The following is an 18,285-nucleotide window of genomic DNA, read 5'->3' on the forward strand; positions in this document are numbered from 1 at the left end:
GCCAGGTCCCCTGATCCACCCCACAAAATACACCCCAACACCCTCGCGGGGTGGAGCAGCCCGGTAGCTCGTCAGGCTCATAACCTGAAGGCCGCAGGTTCAAATCCTGCCCCCGCAACCAAAATCCTATACAAATCCTCACGCAACGCCTCAGCCTCACAGCACGAGGCGTTTTTCACGTTCCAGGCTTCACACACAAAGCCCGCATTTGACAGCACAATCAGTTCGTCTTCCATCGTGCTCTCGTGCTCTCGTGCTCTCGTGCTCTCGTGCTCTCGTGCTCTCGTGCTCTCGTGCTCTCGTGCTCTCGTGCATAACTCACACTGGGGTCCCTCCAAAGATATGTCTGTGCGTGCGCCACCCGGCACACGCAGCGCCAGTCATGGGACAGACTGGTCTTTTAGGTCGACAGATCCGCGGTGACGGCCTCGATAGGGGCGAGGGAGAGCAGAGAGGTAGATCCAGACGAGAAAGATGATCCAAGTGCTCATCCGCTCTTATGATCGTCTTACTCATCAGCCCGTCGCTTGGGCCATCCGAAATCATTTTGATAAAGGCGGGGACCATGTGTCAGTCACCAGCGTCTGGCTGGCCGCGTCGGCAGACATAATCTTCCGGGACAAACCTATGTCCGCCTATAGACCGTCGCCTCGAACGTCACCTGATTTCGTGCGGGCTTTAGTCTGGCCGCAGCACAGATCGGAGGAAAAGCCTGAGCCTAGACGTACAATATTCTCCTCCTACCGCCCCGATCAGATGCACATCTCGTCACGCAATGCCTCGCACGAACTCACGCCCATTAGCGACATGTCTGTGTGCACTTCACGCTGCAAAAGACCGATTGCATGACGGATCGACGCCTCACCACCCAGACAGGCAGCATAGAGGAAGGGGCGGCCTACAAGCACCGCTGAAGCGCCACGCATCAGGGCCTTGATCACATCCGTGCCACGTCGAAAGCCACTATCAACCAGCACGGTCATATCCGCGCTTTCAGCCTTTACCGCGCTGAGCACATCAATCGGAGAGACTGCACAGTCGAGCTGTCGCCCGCCATGATTGGATACGACGATACCATCGGCGCCAAGTTCCCTGGCTAGCCGCGCATCATAGGGGGAGAGAATACCCTTTATGATGAGTGCGCCTCTCCAGTGACGCCTCAGCATCTCGACATGCTTCCAGCTGAAGCCCGGATAACCCGTTACAGCATTGATCTCGCGTGAAAAAATCGAGGGTCTGGCAACCGGGTCGATATTGCTGATTGCGGGAATCCCGCGTTGTTGCAACGTGCGCCATCCCGTTTTGTAGAGCCAGGAAGGATGACCGATCATATCCGCTACAAGGCGTGCGGTCGGTCTGAATGGCATTGTATAGCCGTTGCGCTTGTTATTCTCCCGGTTCGACCCGACAGCGACATCGGCTGTGAGCATATACGCGGAAAAACCCGCATCGGCGACACGAGCGGCCATATGCTGAATGTTGTCTTCGTCGGGCTTTTGATACCCGGCAAACCAGCATCCCGGATAGGACCGTCCGATTTCCTCCATGGGCGTGATGGCGTTTGCACTTAGAACGTAGGGTATGCGTGCCGCCCTGGCCGCGCGGGCCATGGCATTATCCGCATCATAGCCAACGACGGCTGAGGCGCCCATCGGTGCGATCATGAACGGGCTGGCGTACTCCTGACCGAACAGCGTGATTTTCTGACTACATGAGGACACGTCGCGCAGGACACGCGGGATTGTTTTGATCCGAGCCAGCGCCGCGAGGTTATGCCGGACCGTAGCGCCGTCATCAGCTCCGCCAGCGACATAGCCGAAAATCGCGCGTGGCAGATGCCGCTTTGCAAGACGCTCGAAATCGTTGAGGTTCAGGATAGACGAGGCAGATTTCAGCATGGCTCATGTCTCACGTTTATAGGCTGTTGCGCTCTTGCGTCCTCGGATCCTTTGTCCAGCGGGAGAGGGGCAATGGGGCCGACAATAAAGAGATAGGACAGCGCCCCGAGCAGGCCGAAGAACCCGGTTGCGCAAAGCGGAACAAGGAATGAACCGTGGGTCAGACTGACCATCAGCCCCGTGAAGCTCGCAATCACGATACCGGCAATATTGGCCGCGCTGTTCTGCATCCCACCAAGTGTCGCAACAAGGTCCGGGCTGGGGGCGAGGTCGGCCGGCAGCGACCAGATATTCGCACCAGTGAAGGCAATGCCCCCAAACGAAAGTGAGAGGAGCGTGATGCAAAGCCATGTCTCGGTCACGAAGGCGGTCAGGGCAATGACCGATGAGAGAAGCAATCCGCCAACGAGGCAGGTTTTGCGTGCGGCAGTAAGGCTCCACCCATGATGGTGGAGGCGATCGGATGACCATCCTCCGAGCCAGGCAGCCGGAATGGCGATGACACCCGGGATCATGCCGATCAGCCCGAGATCCTTGAGCGAAAACCCGTGGGCTGAAACGAGGTAGCTCGGAAACCAGGTAGCGAAGAAATAGAATACGAAATTGGCGCAGAAGAAGCCGAGCATCATACCCCAGACGGAGCGATGTTTCAGTAGGGCTTTCCAGCTACCGGGAGGGGCTTTCAGGGCTGGTGGCTGGGCGGCTCTCAGGCGCGCAAGCTCGTCTGCGCTGACCCTCGGATGGGCATCCGGGTCGTGATAGAGACCAAACCATACTGCGACCCAGACAAGCCCGAGTGCTCCTGCCGCCACAAAGGCGAGACGCCATCCCAGCCATGCGATGAGCAGCGCCACGACAGGCATCGAGAGAGCCGCGCCAGCGCGGGAACCGCTATCGAATATGCCGGCTGCAAGGCCTCGTTCCGCCTTGGGGAACCAGAGCGATGCGACCTTGGCATTGGAGGGATAGCTGCCGGCCTCACCGACGCCAAGCGCCAGTCTGAGCCCCAATATACTCAAGGGGCCGCGAACAAGCGCTGTCAGAGCCGTGCAGACGGACCACCAGATTACGGCAAAAGCATAGGCAGAGCGCACCCCCACCCGATCCACGATCATGCCGAATGGCAGTTGCATGAATGCGTAGGTCCAGAAGAACCCACCCAGAATAACGCCAAGGACAGCCGGATCGATATGCAGTTCGCGGGCCATGAACGGGGCGGCAATCGCGATTGTTGCTCTGTCGATATAATTGATGGTGGTGGCAGCAAAGCAGAGGATGATCATTAGCCAGCGAAGTCGGGGCATGATCTCTCTCCGATCATGAGGGAGGAAAGGAGTGTCAGTGTGGCAGACAGGCTGGGCCGGATGAGCGCGCAGCTCTCTGCAGGCCCGAAACGGTTGGGCCCGCAGATGAGGGGGAGGGTTCAGGCCTTGCGGGGTAGAACCCGACGCAGATACTCGCGATTGGTAGCGCTGACGCTCAGGCCGTCACCGCCGTAATGCTCGACCAGAAAGGCGCTTTTGAAACCATGGGCGAGGGCCATCTTGATGGCCGCGCGATAGCTGATCACCCCGAATTCTAGGGGTGCCGGGGCCGTGACGACCATGCCGGTGGTTGCGTCTTCCGTGCGGTAGTAATTCTTGACGTGCCAGTAGCGGGCGAACGGTGCGACTTTCTGCATCATTGAGGCCCAGTGCTCGACAGGGCGGTGCAGCCGGACCAGATTGCCGAGATCGGCATTGATGCCCACTGAAGGATGATCGACATCCTGTACGAAGCGTACCGCGCTGTCTGCCGTGCCCAGATAGGTATCCTCATACATCTCAAGCGACAGACCGACCCCGACTTCCTGGGCATGTCGCGCAAGTTCGCGGATGCGATCGACCGCTTTCTTCCATACGGACGGGTCATCGGGATTGACGCTGCCCTGCGCTGTCCAGAACCAGAGCGCCGCCTTTTGCGGGGGCGTAAGGGGGTAAAAGAGGCCGAAGGAGACTTCAGCAATGCCAAGTCGGGCCGCTGTGTCGATCACCCTGTGGCTATAGGCCAGATTCTCGTCGCCAGCCTCGGGATCGATGACCGAGCGCCGTGCGGTGGAAAGGCCCGGCATGGTCAGGCCCGCTTCCCGGACGAGATCGGCGAAGATTTTCAGGCGGGCTTCCGGCAGATCGGCGAGGCGTATCCAGGAATCTGTGGGGTCGATTTCCGTAAATCCTGCATCAGTCACTTCAGACAGCGTGGCGGCCCATTGCTCCGGCGTCTGGTCCTGCACGCTCGATCCATCTGGCAGGATATTGGCATACTGGATCATGGCGGCAGCGATGGGCCAGTTGGTGCGATCATAGGTGGTCGACATGGTCGGTTCCTTTATGATGAGGGAAGGCGAGAGGCCCTGACATCGGGCAAGGCGCGCGCGAGGGCGCTTAGTGCACAGGGCGATGCCGGGGGTGATGAGGTGGCGTTTGCTCGGCGTTGTTGTTGCGGGGCAGGAACGCGGCGATGACAAGCCCGACCACGCCGGACAGGGCGACGGCGTAAAGTCCGGCCATGGGGGTGTGCCAGAACCCTGTGGCAAAGCTTCGGATGTTCGGGGCGGCGAACCCGCCGAGATTACCCAGCGCATTGATAAGCGCGATCGCGCCAGCAGCCTGAACCCCGGTGAAATGGGCAAGCGGGAAATTCCAGAATACGGCCTGCACCGTGACAACGCCCGCTGCGGCAATGCACAGACCGATCAGAGCGACAGGGCCGAAGCCAGAGCCTGATATCACAAGCCCGATCGCCGCCGCCGCGAGGCAGCCCAGCAGCCCGGAGCGCGGGGCATCGTGCTTCTGGACAAGTTTCGTGACGACATAGGTGGAGAGAATGGCGCAGGCCCAGGGAATGGCACTGACCAGCCCGACACGCAGCCCGATTTTCTCATGCAGGATGGTCGAGACCTGCTCGGGCAGGTAGAAAACCACGCCATAGCTGGCAATCTGCATCACCATATAAAGCGCCAGAAACTGAAGCAGCTTGGTGGAATGGAGCAGGGCACCCAGTCTGACACTGTGGCCCGTCGCCCCAGCCTTGCTGGCGGCCTCGCGTTCGAGGACGGTTGAGAGCGTGGCTTTCTCTTCCGTCGTCAGCCATTTGACGTCCTGCGGCCTGTCGGGCAGCACGAAATAGGTGGCGATCCCCATCGCTACGGCCAGTCCGCCCTCGAGCAGGAACATCCACTGCCATCCGGCAAGACCGAAGGCGCCATCAAGACCAAACAGCGCACCCGAGAGCGGATTGCCGAAGGTCATCGCAAGCGGATAGCCGAAATAGAACACGCCCAGGACGCGGGTGCGCTCTTTTTCGGGAAACCAGAATGTCAGATAGAGCATGATGCCGGGAAAGAAGCCGGCCTCTGTCACGCCCAGCAGCGTACGCAGCAGCACAAAGGACAGATTGCCCTGGGTGAACATCATGGCGGCCGAGACAAGCCCCCATGTCACCATGATGCGGGCCATCCAGCGTCTGGCCCCAACGCGATAGAGAATGAGATTGCTCGGGATTTCGAACAGGGCATAACCGACAAAGAAGACGCCTGCACCGAAGGCAAACATGGCATCCGAAACGCCGACATCGGTTTGCAGCGCCTGTTTGGCCGATGAGATATTCGACCGGTCCAGAAAGGCCACGATATACATGAGGATGAGGAAGGGCAGCAGCTTGGCAAAGGCCTTGCCGGTTGCTCGGGCGCGCAGGGTGTCTTGCGAAGGCGCTTCGGCGCGCGGACTTGTTTTCTGATCGGGGCTCATGGTGCATGTGCTCCTCGCTCGCGCCAGTCTTGTGAGACTGGCGCGATGCTGGTCAGGCGGAAGAGAGGGTCAGGCAATCCGCCCTGCGAGTTCGTCCTCGATGTGAGCCCGGATGATCTCATCGAAGCTCTGCTCGGTCGTGAAACCCAGCGAAAGGGCCCGGCTCGGGTCAAAGCCTCTGGCCCATCCGGCCACGATGCGAGCTATGGCCTCGTCGGGCTCCCGGCGGATAAGCGCCACGGCTTTTTCTCCGGCAACGCGGCGCAGGGCGGCAATCTGTTCTCCCACCGTGATCGACAGGGCGGGCAGTGAGAGATTGGGTCGCTCGCCCAGCCGGTTCAGATCGAGCACTGCGGCATGACGCAGGAATTGCACAGCTGAACGAGGGCTCGTCATCCAGTGGCGTGTGGTGTCAGGCACGGGCAGAGTTGCCTCAAGCCCGACCAGCGGCTCGCGTATGATGCCGGAGAAGAACCCGGAGGCCGCGCGGTTCGGTTTGCCGGGGCGGACGCAGATGGTCGGCAGACGCAGGCCGATACCATCGAATATCCCCCTGCGGCGGTAATCGGCCAGCAGCAATTCGCCCATGGCCTTTTGCGTGCCGTAGCTGGTTTGCGGTGTCAGAATGTAGTCATCGGGAATGACATCGGGAAAGTCACCGCCGAAGACGGCGTTGGATGAGGCAAAGACAACGCGAGGTTTCCAGCCCTCACGCGCGCCATGATGGCGAATGGCCTCAAATAGCGCCCGTGTCCCATCGAGATTGACGCTGTACCCCTTTTCGAAATCGGCTTCGGCCTCGCCAGACACAATGGCAGCGAGATGGAAGATGATGTCGGGGCGACCGCTCAATAGGCGGTCGGCGGCGCCAGGCTGGGTGAGGTCGCATGTCATGGTTTCGCATCGTCCCGAGAACCCGGCTGGCGCTGAAGGTGCGACCACATCCGCGAGCGTCAGGATTTCGGGGCCGTCCGTGCCGGGAAGGGGATTCGCGACCAGGCTTTCAGTGAATTTGCGCCCGATCATGCCTGCGGCGCCAATGACGAGGATATGCATCTGTGTCACCTTTTCGTTCGGACAGAGCCGAATTGAGATGAACGAAAACTATCCGAAAGTTAATGGTGCGCTAGAAGCAAGATTGAACTGGGCGATCAGGAATTCTGATCGACTCACGCTCTATAGCGCTGAATACCAGCTGTGCCGCGGGAGAAAGCGGTCGTCCTGGCTGGCTGATGAGCGAGAATGGCCCGAGGAAATCCGGCATGGCGACTGAAAGACGGCGTATGAGCCCCGCTTTTTCGTAATGTTGGCTCACGCTGCAAGGGATGACTGCCAGCAGGCAGGAATGGAGCAACAGGTCGATGGTCGCGAACATCGATGACGCTTCGATGGGATGAGCGGGCAAGGGCAGGAGCGCCGTGGTGAATGCGGCTTCTATCGCCCGTCTCATGGGGCTTGGCGCAGTCTGGAGAATCCATTTTTCGTTCGCGACGTCCTGCAGCGTCAGGGTGCCGGGGTCGGGCATCGGGTTATGAATGCTGGTCACGACGCAAAGCGGCTCCTGGGCGAGCTCACGGCAATCGAGCGCCATCGGGCCGTGCAAACTGAGCGCACGCCCAATGACGAAGTCGAGACGACCGGTTTCCATACCCAGCAAGAGGGCATCGCTCGTATCGATGGTCAGTGAGAGACTGATGCCGGGCTGTGTCTGGGCGATGCGAGCAAAGACGGGCGAAATGATATCGGGCAGGGCGGCCACAATCGAGCCCACGCGCACCGTGCCATAGGTCCCTTCCTGCATCGCGTTCATATCGAGCTGGAGCCTGTCGATATCATTGAGCATCAGGCGGGCATGGCGCGCGGCCAGAACACCGCTTGGGGTGGGAAATACGCCTTGTGACGAGCGCTCGAAAAGACGTGTGTTCAGCGCGTGTTCGACTTCCTGCAGCAGCTTGGATACCGAAGGCTGGGAGAGATTCATCCGCTCGGCAGCGCGGTGCAGGTTATTGGTTGCCTCAAGCTCCAGAATGAGCCGGAGATGACGCAGCTTGAGACGGTTGATGAGAGAATGGGCGGTCATGAGATGGATATCCGCGTCACATATCGAGTGGACAGCCGCTGGGGCTCAGGGGCGCGCATAGGGTTTCAGAAGCATTCTTGCGCCGTGACGATTGCTGAATCATCCGCTATGTCGCGCGCAACAGCCGGGGCTTGATCGTTGATGTCATGATACGGGCGCACCTAGTCCTGCGGGCTCAGCGGTATCTGAGGCATGCACTGGCGCAGGAGTGTCATGACGGTGAGCGCTGCCGGAGTTGGCGCGCGTTCGCGCACGGTCATGATCCCCCACGGGGCGACATTGAAGGAAAAATCGATCAGCAGAATTGCGATCTGGCCGAAATCCGATTGCAGGGCGGCGGCCGGGGCCGAAAGCAGGGTGAGCGCCTGGCTGCGGGTGATGTAGGCGAGTGTCATCATCCAGGAATCCGACGAGACGATGCGGGTTGGCAGGGGCAGTTCGCGCTCGAGAAAGAGTTCCTCTAGGCGCTGGCGCGACCGGCTGCCGCGACGCTGGAGAATCCAGGGAAATTGAGACAGGGTTTCGAGCGTGTGCGGCCCTGAAACAGCGAGCGGATGGTCTGGAGCTGCTGCGACAACGAGTTGCTCTGACGCAATCTCCTCGTAGCTCACAGGATGAGCCGACGGAATAACGGGGCGACGGCCCAGCATGATGTCGATCTGTCCATCAATGAGCATCTGGAAAAGACTGTCGCTTGGGCCACTGCGTATTTCGAGCTCGATTGCAGGATAATCGTCCTGCGCGATGCGCAGCATGTCGGCGAGTGACTGCACCACCGGGCCATCGATGGCGCCAATCGAGACATGGCCAATCCTGCCATCGACAAGGGCGTTCAGTTCAACGCGGGTACGCTCGAGTTCATCGAGCATGACCAGCGCATGGCGGGTCAGGACCTCGCCTGCAAAGGTGGGGATCATCCGTCGCCCCTCCAGCCGGAACAGCCGGATTTTCATCAACTCCTCGAGATCGCCGATGAGTTTGGAAGCGGCAGGCTGGGCCATGCCAAGGCTCTCGGCCGCGGCCAACAGCGTCGAGTGGCGCGAAAAAGCCGCGAGAAGTTGCAGATGCCGAAGCTTGAGACGCGACGCGATGAACCAGAACGGGCCAAGATGGGAATGTGACATGGCAAGTTTCATATTAAAATAGGTATGGATCGTATCGATACGAGTATTGGACGCTCCCCGTTCCGGGTGAATATTTCTACGTCCACGACATCGCTGGAACATCCCGTTTCCAGCGTCCATCAAAATGATCGTGAGGAAATATCATGGCCGTTCAGACAATCAGAAGCGCTGCTGTCATCGGTGCGGGCTATATGGGCGGCGGTATTGCGCAAAGCATGGCGGCGGCCGGTATGCGTGTCACGCTGGCTGATATTTCGCCCGAGGCTACCCAGCGTGCGCATGAACGCCTGCTGGGTGAGGCGCGCGCCTTTGAGGATCAGGGACTCATCCTGCCGGGCAGCTATGATCGTATCATGACCAACCTGACCACAGCCTCCTCGATCGAGGAGGCTGTGCGCGACGTCGATTTCATCGAAGAGGCCGTTTTCGAGCGTGAAGACGTCAAGAAAGAGGTCCTGGGGCGCATCAGCGCAGCGGCGCGGCCCGATGCCATTATCGGGACCAACACCTCCACCATTCCTGTGCACGTGCTTGCCCCGTTTGTGACAGGGCAGGCCCGTTTTCTCACGGTGCATTTCAGCAATCCGGCCCCGTTCATTCCGGGTGTCGAGCTTGTATCGGGTGTGGAAACGACAAAGGAGGTCGTGGCAACGGTCAAGGAGATGCTGGGCCGTGTCAATCGCCAGTCAGCCGAGGTGGCGGACCGCCCGACCTTCGTGCTGAACCGCCTGCAATATGTGCTGTTCAAGGAGGCGAACACTATTGTTGAAGAAGGGATTGCTACGCCGCAGGATGTGGACACGATCGTGCGCTCCACTTTCGGCTTCCGCCTGCCATTTTTCGGGCCTTTCGCTATTGCCGACATGGCGGGTTTGGAAGTGTATGTGAATGGTTTCGTGACGGCCGAGAACGCCTTTGGCGAGCGTCTTTCATGTCCCGACACGGTGAAGAAGCTCGTGGCCGAGGGCAAATACGGGGTGAAGAACGGCGCGGGATATTACGGACAATATACGCCGGAGGAGGCGGCAGCGCTCGTTGCCTACCGGAACAAGGCCTATGCCAAGATGGCGGAGCTGCTGCGTGAGCTCGGACCGTCGCCTCTTGAGAAGAAATGAATGCTGACGCTCGGAGCCCTTGAGCGGCAGGCGTGGGACGGCATGTCGGCCCCACGCCGTGCGCGGCGATGTCGGGGAGGTAGGGCGCTACGCCAGAGCATGTAGAACATAAGGGGCACAGGCCGGGAAGTAGAACGCTTGGAAAAAGACCCCTTGTCTTGCCACTACTCTCTGTTCGCCACCATATGTGCTGCCTGCGCGTGACCAGTCAAACTACAGGCCGTCAATAGCCCCAAGGTGATCGGTCCGGAGGATGTCCGAGCGAGCATAAAGGTTTACTGATATGAACGATTTATTTACGGCATAGGAATTGATTTAACTTTATACTTACAAATATCTTTTAAAAACGATTTCATGGTTTTTGGGGAGAAACTGCGAGTTTACATTGCGCTACAGAGTGATTTAAATGGACAATCATTCACGTTGGCGGAACGGAACTTCGAGATCATGTCTGATAGGGTGAGCTTTTCGGGATTGCCGTGCTGAGGGCTGAAAACCCCCGTCGTGCAGCGCTGCGCAGGCATGTGCATGAAGCGCATGAGCAGCTCGATCACCTGATTGGCGATCTCACGACCGCGCGCGAGTATCGGCGCTATCTGGCTGGTATCGCCGGATTTCGTCTTTCCACCGAAGCGTCGCTCGCTGCGCAGCGCTATCCAGACTGGTTCGAGGGTTGGCGCCCGGTTCGCATGCAGCACACGCTTGATCAGGATCTGCGGCAGCTCGGGATTGCCCGGCCTTGTCTGACACCCGTTGAGCCCCCGGTCACGGAATCGGAACTTCTGGGGATGCTTTATACCCTCGAAGGGTCTGCACTGGGCGCAAAAATAATTGCGCGCCGTGCGGCTGCCCTGGGGTTTGATGCGGCGTATGGAGCCAGTCATCTGGCCGAGCAAACGGCAGCGCCCGAAAACTGGCGCAGGTTTCTGGCTCTTCTGGAAAAGGCTCCCGAATTCGATGACATTGAAGCGGGGCGTGCGGCGGCCGCTCTGTTTCGTCACGCGCGCGACGCCGTGACAAGGGTCGACCGCGCTGAGGAAAAAGTCGATGGCTGAATTTGGTCAGGTCGATCTGACAAGTTGCGATCGCGAGCCGATCCACATCCCGGGGAGCATCCAGCCTCATGGGTGTCTGATTACCTGCACCATCAGTGATTTCGTTGTATTACGGCACTCTGCCAATACGGCCGAAATGCTCTGCCATCAGCAGCTTGGTGTTGGATCTGATCTGATTGCCCTGTTCGGTGCTGATGTCATTCATGACATTCGCAATGGCCTGACGCTGAGCGTGACGCAACGAAGGCCTGTCTTCCTGCTCAACCAGGCTCTTGGTCCGGATCTGTATTTTGATATGGCGGTGCATATCGTCAACGGTGAGGTGGTACTCGAATGCGAGCCCGCAGCGCCGACGCATCGTGCGACCAAGTTCCTGACGCAGTTGCACGGCATGATGGACCGTGTGCGCAAGACAACCGACATCACGCGGTTGTTTGATGTTGTGACCATGCTCATGCGCGGTTTGCTCGAATATGACCGCGTTATGGTCTACCGCTTCGCCGATGACTGGTCCGGGAAAGTCGTTTCCGAAGCGCGGGCGCTTACCCTTGAGAGCTTTCTGGGACAGCATTTTCCAAGCGCCGACATCCCCGCACAGGCGCGGGAGCTCTACCGCCGTTCACCCATTCGCATGATCGGCGATGTCAAATTCACTCCCGTTCCGTTGATTGAAGGGCAGGGGCTGGCGCCGCTCGACATGTCGCTGGGGCAGTTGCGAAGCGTTTCTCCCATCCATTGCGAGTATCTGACCAATATGGGGGTCCGCGCCTCCATGTCGATCTCGATTGTCATCGATGGTGCTCTGTGGGGCATGATCGCGTGCCATCACTATGCGCCGCGGGTACTGCCGATTGCCGAGCGGGCCGTGGTGCAGATGTTTGCCGAATTTTTTGCGCTTCAGGTCATCGTCATTCTCAAGACGACGCGTCTTCAGGTGGCAGAACGGACGCACGGGCTTATCGAGAGCGTGCTGCGCAATGCCGCGTCCGTTTCAGACATGCCCGCATATCTGCGTGGGCAAATCGGTCGTCTGGCACCGCTCATCCAGTCAGATGGTATTGCGATCTGGATCGACAATGAGTGGACGGGTCATGGTATCTCGGCGCCTCCTGAGGTGCAGGAGCGCTTTGTGGATCTGGCCCGCACGAAAGCTGTAACGCAGATCTGGCAGTCTGATCATCTGGTCAAGGATCATCCCTGGATTGCGGCGCACACGGCGCAGGTGGCTGGCGTGCTGATCATTCCGATCTCACCCCAGCCCCAGAACTATGTTTTTCTTTTCCGTCGCGAAATTGTACAGACAATCAACTGGGGTGGGGATCCAAAAAAGACCTACCAGCATGGGCCGCACGGCCCGCGCCTGACGCCGCGCCAGAGTTTTGCCATCTGGAAAGAGCAGGTGCATGAGCGGTGCCTTCCCTGGTCGAGCTTCGATATCGAGGCGGCGGCACAGTTGCGCTCGGCCCTGATCGAGGTGATGGGCGTCTACCACCAACAGCAGCTTTCCGAGCGCGCTGACGCAGATCTGCGTCAGCGTATGCTCAATGAGGAACTCAACCATCGAGTGAAGAATATTCTGGCGGTGGTGCAATCCCTAATCGGGCGGCCCGTTTCTGCAGAACGCACGATCGAGGAATATGTCGAGATCCTGCGTGGGCGTATCAAGGCGTTGGCCAGCGCTCATGACCAGGTGGCGCGTACGGATGGTGGCGGATTGCTGCGTACACTGCTTGAGGCCGAGCTGGAGCCCTATCGTCACCAGCCTTCTGCGGTTGTCCTCAATGGGCCCAATCTCTGGCTGTCCGGCCCTGCGCTCTCGGTGGCAGCTCTGACCTTGCATGAGCTTGCAACCAATGCTGCAAAATACGGGGCCTTGTCTGTTTCGGGCGGTAATCTGCGCATCACCTGGTTTGCTGATGAGCCCGCAGGCTGCTGGGTTCTGGAGTGGACCGAAATGGGGGGACCCAAGGTTAGCCCTCCAAAGGGAAATGGCTTTGGCTCCATTCTCCTTGAGCGGGCGATACCACATGAACTTGGCGGGACCGCAACGCGAGAATTTCGTCCCGAGGGGCTATTCATCCGTCTGACGTTCCCGGTACGCCATGCTGTTCTGGTGGCCGAGACGGCTACAGTACCGGAGGCTGAATTCGTCCCTGCGGTTGATTCGGCGCAGACCGAGCGCCTGCATGCAACCCGGGTGCTTCTGGTTGAGGATCAGCTGCTAATTGCAATGGAGACGGAGCAAGCACTGAGCACATATGGCGTGCGTCATATCCGAACCGTCTCCTCTGTTTATGAGGCTCTGCAGGCCATCAAGGAGCGCTGTCCGGATGTGGCGCTGCTCGATTTCAATCTCGGCAAGGAAAACTCGCACGAGGTGGCAACGCTCCTGCGCAAGAAGGGGGTGCCCTTCATTTTCGCCACGGGGTACGCAGATCGTACCATGATCCCCAGCGAGTTCAGGGATGTGCCGGTTCTGCGCAAACCCTACGCCATCAAAAATGCTGTACAGGAACTGCTTCGCGTATTGCCCAAGGAGAAAGAGGGCTGACGTGCCGTCAGAGAACGCAGTGAGCGAGAAATAACGCTCTTTGCGGCGCTTTGACGTTCTTGACTTGTTCCTGCTCGATGCCCATTTCGGGTATATGAAAAAGACCCTCGCCGCACGTCTGGAAATTCTCTCCGATGCCGCCAAATACGATGCGTCCTGCGCATCCAGCGGCGCGCGTTCGAAGAAGAAACCGGGCGAGGAAGGGCTGGGCTCGAAGGCGCCGAACGGGATCTGCCATGCCTACACGCCTGACGGGCGTTGTATCTCGCTGCTCAAGATCCTGATGACCAATTTCTGCATCTATGACTGCGCTTACTGCATCAATCGCTCATCGTCGAAAATCGAGCGCACGCGGTTCACAGTCGAGGAAATCATCTGGATTACGCTCGAATTCTACAGGCGTAACTATATCGAGGGTCTGTTCCTCTCTTCAGGCGTCATCCGTTCCTCCGACTATACGATGGAGGAAATGGTACGTGTGGCGCGCGAACTGCGTCTCGTCCACCATTTCCACGGCTATATCCACCTCAAGACAATTCCCGATGCGGCACCGCATCTCATTGAAGAAGCCGGTCTCTATGCAGACCGCCTTTCCATCAACGTGGAAATGCCGACCGATGCCGGATTGGCGGCTTATGCGCCTGAGAAGGATGCGGGCCATATCCGGCAGAGCATGGGCGCGCTACGCCTGCGTATTCAGGAGTCAGGCGACAAGACACTGAGCGGTCGCAAGCCAAGACGGTTTGCGCCGGGTGGCCAGAGCACACAGATGATCATCGGAGCCGATAAATCGACCGATCGCGATATCCTGCGCAGCAGTGCCTCGCTCTATTCCGGTTATGCGCTGCGCCGTGTCTATTATTCGGCTTTCAGCCCCATCCCCGATGCCTCGGTGGCCTTGCCTGCCCAGTCTCCCCCGCTCCTGCGGGAGCATCGCCTGTATCAGGCGGACTGGATGGTTCGGTTCTATGGGTTCTCCTTCGAGGAGATCGTTGCTGAACGGCAGGATGGCATGCTCGATCTGGAGCTTGACCCGAAGCTTGCCTGGGCTCTGCAAAACCGCGCGCAGTTCCCACTCGATCTGAACCGTGCCAGCCGTGAAATGTTGTTGCGCGTACCGGGCCTTGGTCCGCGGAGCGTCGGTGCCCTGCTTTCGGCGCGCCGTCACCGGATCATCAGGCTGGAAGATGTGGAGCGTCTGAACGTGTCCCTGCGCAAGATCAAACCTTTTGTGGTAACAGCGGATTGGTCGCCCGGTCGTCTGATCGACAAGGAAAATCTTGCGGCATCATTCCGCCCGCAGCCGCAGCAATTGAGCTTGCTGTGAAGTCGATTTCTCTCCCGGCGGATGCCGGGTTTGAACAGTGGCGCAGCACGGCAAGGGCTGCATTATCACAGGGGCTGAGGCCGGACGACATCGAATGGGTCAGTCCTGACGTGGACCAGCCGGAGCTGTTTGGGGCCGCCGAGGCGGTTGCTGCGTTAGAGCCGACCGCTGACAGCCCGACCCATTCGGGCGCGCATGTCAGCAAGGCAGGCCTTGCCATGCTTCGTTCGATCCTGCGGTACCGCGATCCAAAGCGTTTCGCCCTTGCCTATCGCCTGTTGTGGCGGCTCCAGACAGAGCCCGCACTCCCTGCAATCGCGACAGATCCGGATGTGCGTGAGGCCGCACGTATGGACCATCAGATCCGTCGCGACGCGCACAAGATGAAGGCGTTCCTGCGTTTTCGGGAGGATAGCGCAGAAGAGGGGACGCGCAGGCGTTTTATCGCCTGGTTCGAGCCAGAGCACTATATTCTTGAGACGGTGGCCCCGTTCTTTGCCGAACGCTTTTCGGACATGGACTGGCTCATTCTGACGCCAATCGGATCGATCCTCTTCGAGAACGGCAAGGCAGTCCATGAGAGCACGCCGTGCGAGCCGCCGGACCTGAAAGACGATGTCGAAACGTTGTGGCATCGTTATTATCAGTCGATCTTCAACCCAGCGCGCATCAAGACAAAGGCGATGCGCTCGGAAATGCCAACCAAATACTGGAAGAATCTTCCCGAGACACGACTGATCCCGTCGATGCTCGCCAATGCTGAAAACCGCGTGGCGGCCATGGTCGCCTTGCAGAATGATGGAACAGCCCCCGGTTTTCATGAGCGCCATCAGGCGGAATGGCAGCGCAAGGCGGAGGAGGTCAGGGCAGCAGAGGCTGACCTGACGGGGCTTCCGGCGCTGGCGACGGCTCTGGAGCGCTGCCAGCGCTGCTCATTGTGCCGTCATGCGACGCAGGTGGTGCCCGGTATCGGGCCCGAGAACGCATCCCTCATGTTGATCGGGGAACAGCCGGGCGATCAGGAGGATTTGCAGGGCAAGCCTTTTGTCGGCCCGGCCGGACAGGTCCTTGACCGTGTTCTTGCAACTGTTGGCATCGAGCGCGAGAATGTCTGGATGACCAATGCGGTCAAGCACTTCAAATTTGTCTCGAAAGGCCGCCGGCGGATTCACCAGACCCCGGACAGAACCGAGATCGTCGCCTGTTCGGACTGGCTTCGTCAGGAGATTGCCCTGGTCCAGCCAAAGCTCATCGTCACGCTGGGTGCAACCGCCTTGCAGTCACTGGAGGGGAAGAGTGCGAGGCTGGGTGCAAGCCGGGGGCATGTGCGTAGCGCCAATGGCCTGCGCCCCCCAACCCTTGCTACCATCCACCCGTCCTATCTGCTTCGCCTCCCGGATCCGCAGCGTGCGCGGGAGGAGGAAGCCCGGTTCAGGCAGGAACTTGCGATCGCACGCGACTGGCTCCGTGCGCAGCAGGCAGCCACGTAGCCCGCCTTTCCCGGCGGGTTCCTGTTGGAGTTCAAAGGCGCCTGACAACCGTCATCGCGCCCCTCAACTTGTTCACCGTATTGACGCTGGGGCCATACTGCTTCCCGAGCGCTTCAGTTTCCCTACGCGTCGCGCATCCAGGCTGCGGCATTACCCGGCAGGAGGCCCGGCTCTTCGACAGGGTGGCTGACCAAAATTATGTCGCCCTCTGGAAGGGAGACGGCATCGCTGCCGCAGTTCAGTACGACGCGGATCGGGCCATTCGTGAACTCGACCACGTTACTGCGCTCCTCTGCCCAACTGAGCTCACCATGACCCAGTCCGGCGGCCTTGCGTTCGGCGAGCAGTGCGCGATAGAGCGCGAGTGTTGAGTCAGGGTCCTTTTCCTCTACCGAGACCGCATAGTTCTTGTAGTGATCGGGCTGGGGCAGCCAGAGTTTGCCTGTCTCATTGAAGCCAAGCGATGGCCCCTTGTCGCTCCACGGCAGGGGGATACGGCAGCCATCGCGACCGATCTCCTTGCCTTCGGTGCGGAAAAAGGCGGGATCCTGCCGGTACTTCCGGTCCAGCGTGGTGTGATCCGGCAGGCCAAGCTCTTCTCCCTGATACAACGTGGCTGAACCAGGCAGGGCAAGCGTCATGAAGATCACGGCCCGCGCCCTGCGCAGGCCCAGCGCCTCGTCAGGTTGCTCATGGGCCGCGTCGATTCCCTGCGGGCGTGCGCCGGCGTCCTTCAGTCCCATCCGCGAGGCATGGCGTACGGTGTCATGGTTGGACATGACCCATGCTGTTATGGCGCCGACCTCGTGCATGGCCTCGAGGGAGTCGGTGATGATTTCCCGATACTTGGCAGCGTTCCAGCGACAGAGGAGATAGTCGAAGTTGAACGTCTGCTGCATCTCGTCGGGCCGGACGTAGCGTGCAAGGCGTGCAAGCGGCTTGACCCAGGCCTCGGCAACCAGCATCCGGTCACCGGGGTAGCTGGCGAGAAGCTTGTGCCAGCTGCGATAGATTTCGTGCACGCCGTCGCGGTCCCACATGGGGGCGTCGCTCGGGGTCTTGTCGTCATCCTCGCCCACCATCGTGGCGCGCTCGGTATAGGGCGGAAGGCCTTTTTTCTTGATCAGGCCGTGAGCCACATCAATGCGGAAGCCGTCGACACCGCGATCCAGCCAGAAGCGCAACACGGACTCGAATTCCGTGCGGACTTCGGGATTGTCCCAGTTCAGGTCGGGCTGACAGCTGTCGAACAGATGCAGATACCATTGCCGGGGTTTGCCGTCCTTGCGCTCAGGTTCACGTGTCCAGGCGATCCCGCCAAAGACGCTCTGCCAGTTATTGGGTGGCTCATCGCCATTCTCTCCCTTGCCGTCACGAAACAGATAACGCGCACGGGCGACACTGCCGGGCTCGGAAGCCATGGCTTCCTTGAACCAGACATGCTGATCCGAGGTATGGTTGGGCACCATGTCGGCAATGAGGCGCAGACCATGATCATGCGCCTGCTTGATCAGCGCCTCGTAGTCATCGACCGTGCCGAAAATCGGGTCGATCTTTCGATAATTGGAAATGTCGTAACCCGCGTCCCCCTGAGGGGACTGGAAGCAGGGCGAGATCCACAACGTGTCGATCCCGAGATTTTCGAGATAAGGCATGTGGCTGATGATGCCTGGCAGATCGCCAATGCCATCACCATTGGAGTCTGCAAATGAGCGTGGATAGACCTGGTAGATAACCGCGTCTTTCCACCAGACAGGATTTGAACCGTTCTGAGACATCGCATTGTTTTCCACGAGATTAGTCTCAGGAAACATCTGGCGGGCAGCCGGGTTGGGTCAGTCACACTAAATTGCACTG

General features: G+C 59.4%; 13 protein-coding genes and 1 tRNA gene. 6 read left to right on the forward strand and 8 right to left on the reverse strand.

Going from position 1 to position 18,285, the window contains the following annotated elements; all coding sequences use genetic code 11:
- The first annotated feature begins 44 nt into the window (after positions 1–44).
- Positions 45–121, forward strand: a tRNA-Met gene (locus ACWNRM_RS02325).
- A gap of 631 nt (positions 122–752) precedes the next feature.
- Here ACWNRM_RS02325 and ACWNRM_RS02330 read toward each other — a convergent pair.
- The 7 genes from ACWNRM_RS02330 to ACWNRM_RS02360 all read right to left on the reverse strand — a co-directional run bounded on the left by ACWNRM_RS02330 (position 753) and on the right by ACWNRM_RS02360 (position 8,890).
- Positions 753–1,898 (reverse strand): alpha-hydroxy acid oxidase, encoded by a 1,146-nt coding sequence (locus ACWNRM_RS02330; RefSeq protein ID WP_485169327.1) that lies wholly within the window; start codon positions 1,896–1,898, stop codon positions 753–755.
- On the reverse strand, positions 1,892–3,202 hold the full coding sequence (locus ACWNRM_RS02335; protein WP_485169328.1) for an MFS transporter: 1,311 nt from the start codon (positions 3,200–3,202) through the stop codon (positions 1,892–1,894). Before ACWNRM_RS02335 ends, ACWNRM_RS02330 begins: the two co-directional genes overlap by 7 nt.
- Positions 3,203–3,321: 119 nt before the next feature.
- Positions 3,322–4,254 carry a sugar phosphate isomerase/epimerase family protein gene (locus ACWNRM_RS02340; RefSeq protein ID WP_122049355.1) on the reverse strand — a complete coding sequence of 311 codons (933 nt, stop codon included), beginning with the start codon at positions 4,252–4,254 and terminating at the stop codon, positions 3,322–3,324.
- Positions 4,255–4,321: 67 nt separating this feature from the next.
- On the reverse strand, positions 4,322–5,686 hold the full coding sequence (locus tag ACWNRM_RS02345; RefSeq protein ID WP_485169329.1) for an MFS transporter: 1,365 nt from the start codon (positions 5,684–5,686) through the stop codon (positions 4,322–4,324).
- 69 nt (positions 5,687–5,755) lie between these two features.
- Entirely contained in the window at positions 5,756–6,742 is a 987-nt protein-coding gene (gene denD, locus ACWNRM_RS02350) for a D-erythronate dehydrogenase (protein WP_285533394.1), read from the reverse strand.
- A gap of 70 nt (positions 6,743–6,812) precedes the next feature.
- Positions 6,813–7,766 (reverse strand): LysR family transcriptional regulator, encoded by a 954-nt coding sequence (locus ACWNRM_RS02355; RefSeq protein WP_485169330.1) that lies wholly within the window; start codon positions 7,764–7,766, stop codon positions 6,813–6,815.
- A 161-nt stretch (positions 7,767–7,927) separates the two neighbouring features.
- Positions 7,928–8,890, reverse strand: coding sequence for a LysR family transcriptional regulator (locus tag ACWNRM_RS02360; RefSeq protein WP_485169331.1), 963 nt, complete (start codon positions 8,888–8,890; stop codon positions 7,928–7,930).
- Between the two features lie 143 nt (positions 8,891–9,033).
- On the opposite strand from ACWNRM_RS02360, the gene ACWNRM_RS02365 reads away from it, so the two are divergent.
- From ACWNRM_RS02365 to ACWNRM_RS02385, 5 genes are all read left to right on the forward strand, one after another.
- Positions 9,034–10,005, forward strand: a complete 972-nt coding sequence (locus tag ACWNRM_RS02365; protein WP_485169332.1) for a 3-hydroxyacyl-CoA dehydrogenase family protein — start codon at positions 9,034–9,036, stop codon at positions 10,003–10,005.
- 479 nt (positions 10,006–10,484) lie between these two features.
- The gene (locus tag ACWNRM_RS02370; protein WP_485169333.1) at positions 10,485–11,060 is read left to right on the forward strand and encodes a biliverdin-producing heme oxygenase; all 576 of its coding nucleotides are present in this window, start codon (positions 10,485–10,487) and stop codon (positions 11,058–11,060) included.
- Positions 11,053–13,611: an HWE histidine kinase domain-containing protein gene (locus ACWNRM_RS02375; protein WP_485169334.1), complete on the forward strand. Its 2,559-nt coding sequence runs from the start codon at positions 11,053–11,055 to the stop codon at positions 13,609–13,611. The genes ACWNRM_RS02370 and ACWNRM_RS02375 overlap by 8 nt, the downstream gene beginning before the upstream one ends.
- A 94-nt stretch (positions 13,612–13,705) precedes the next feature.
- Positions 13,706–14,938: a putative DNA modification/repair radical SAM protein gene (locus ACWNRM_RS02380; protein ID WP_485169335.1), complete on the forward strand. Its 1,233-nt coding sequence runs from the start codon at positions 13,706–13,708 to the stop codon at positions 14,936–14,938.
- Positions 14,935–16,428, forward strand: coding sequence for a UdgX family uracil-DNA binding protein (locus ACWNRM_RS02385; protein ID WP_485169336.1), 1,494 nt, complete (start codon positions 14,935–14,937; stop codon positions 16,426–16,428). Before ACWNRM_RS02380 ends, ACWNRM_RS02385 begins: the two co-directional genes overlap by 4 nt.
- Positions 16,429–16,550: 122 nt before the next feature.
- Here ACWNRM_RS02385 and ACWNRM_RS02390 read toward each other — a convergent pair whose 3' ends face one another.
- Entirely contained in the window at positions 16,551–18,206 is a 1,656-nt protein-coding gene (locus ACWNRM_RS02390; RefSeq protein WP_485169337.1) for a glycoside hydrolase family 13 protein, read from the reverse strand.
- Between the last annotated feature and the right edge of the window lie 79 nt (positions 18,207–18,285).

Source organism: Asaia sp. A2 (assembly GCF_057319415.1).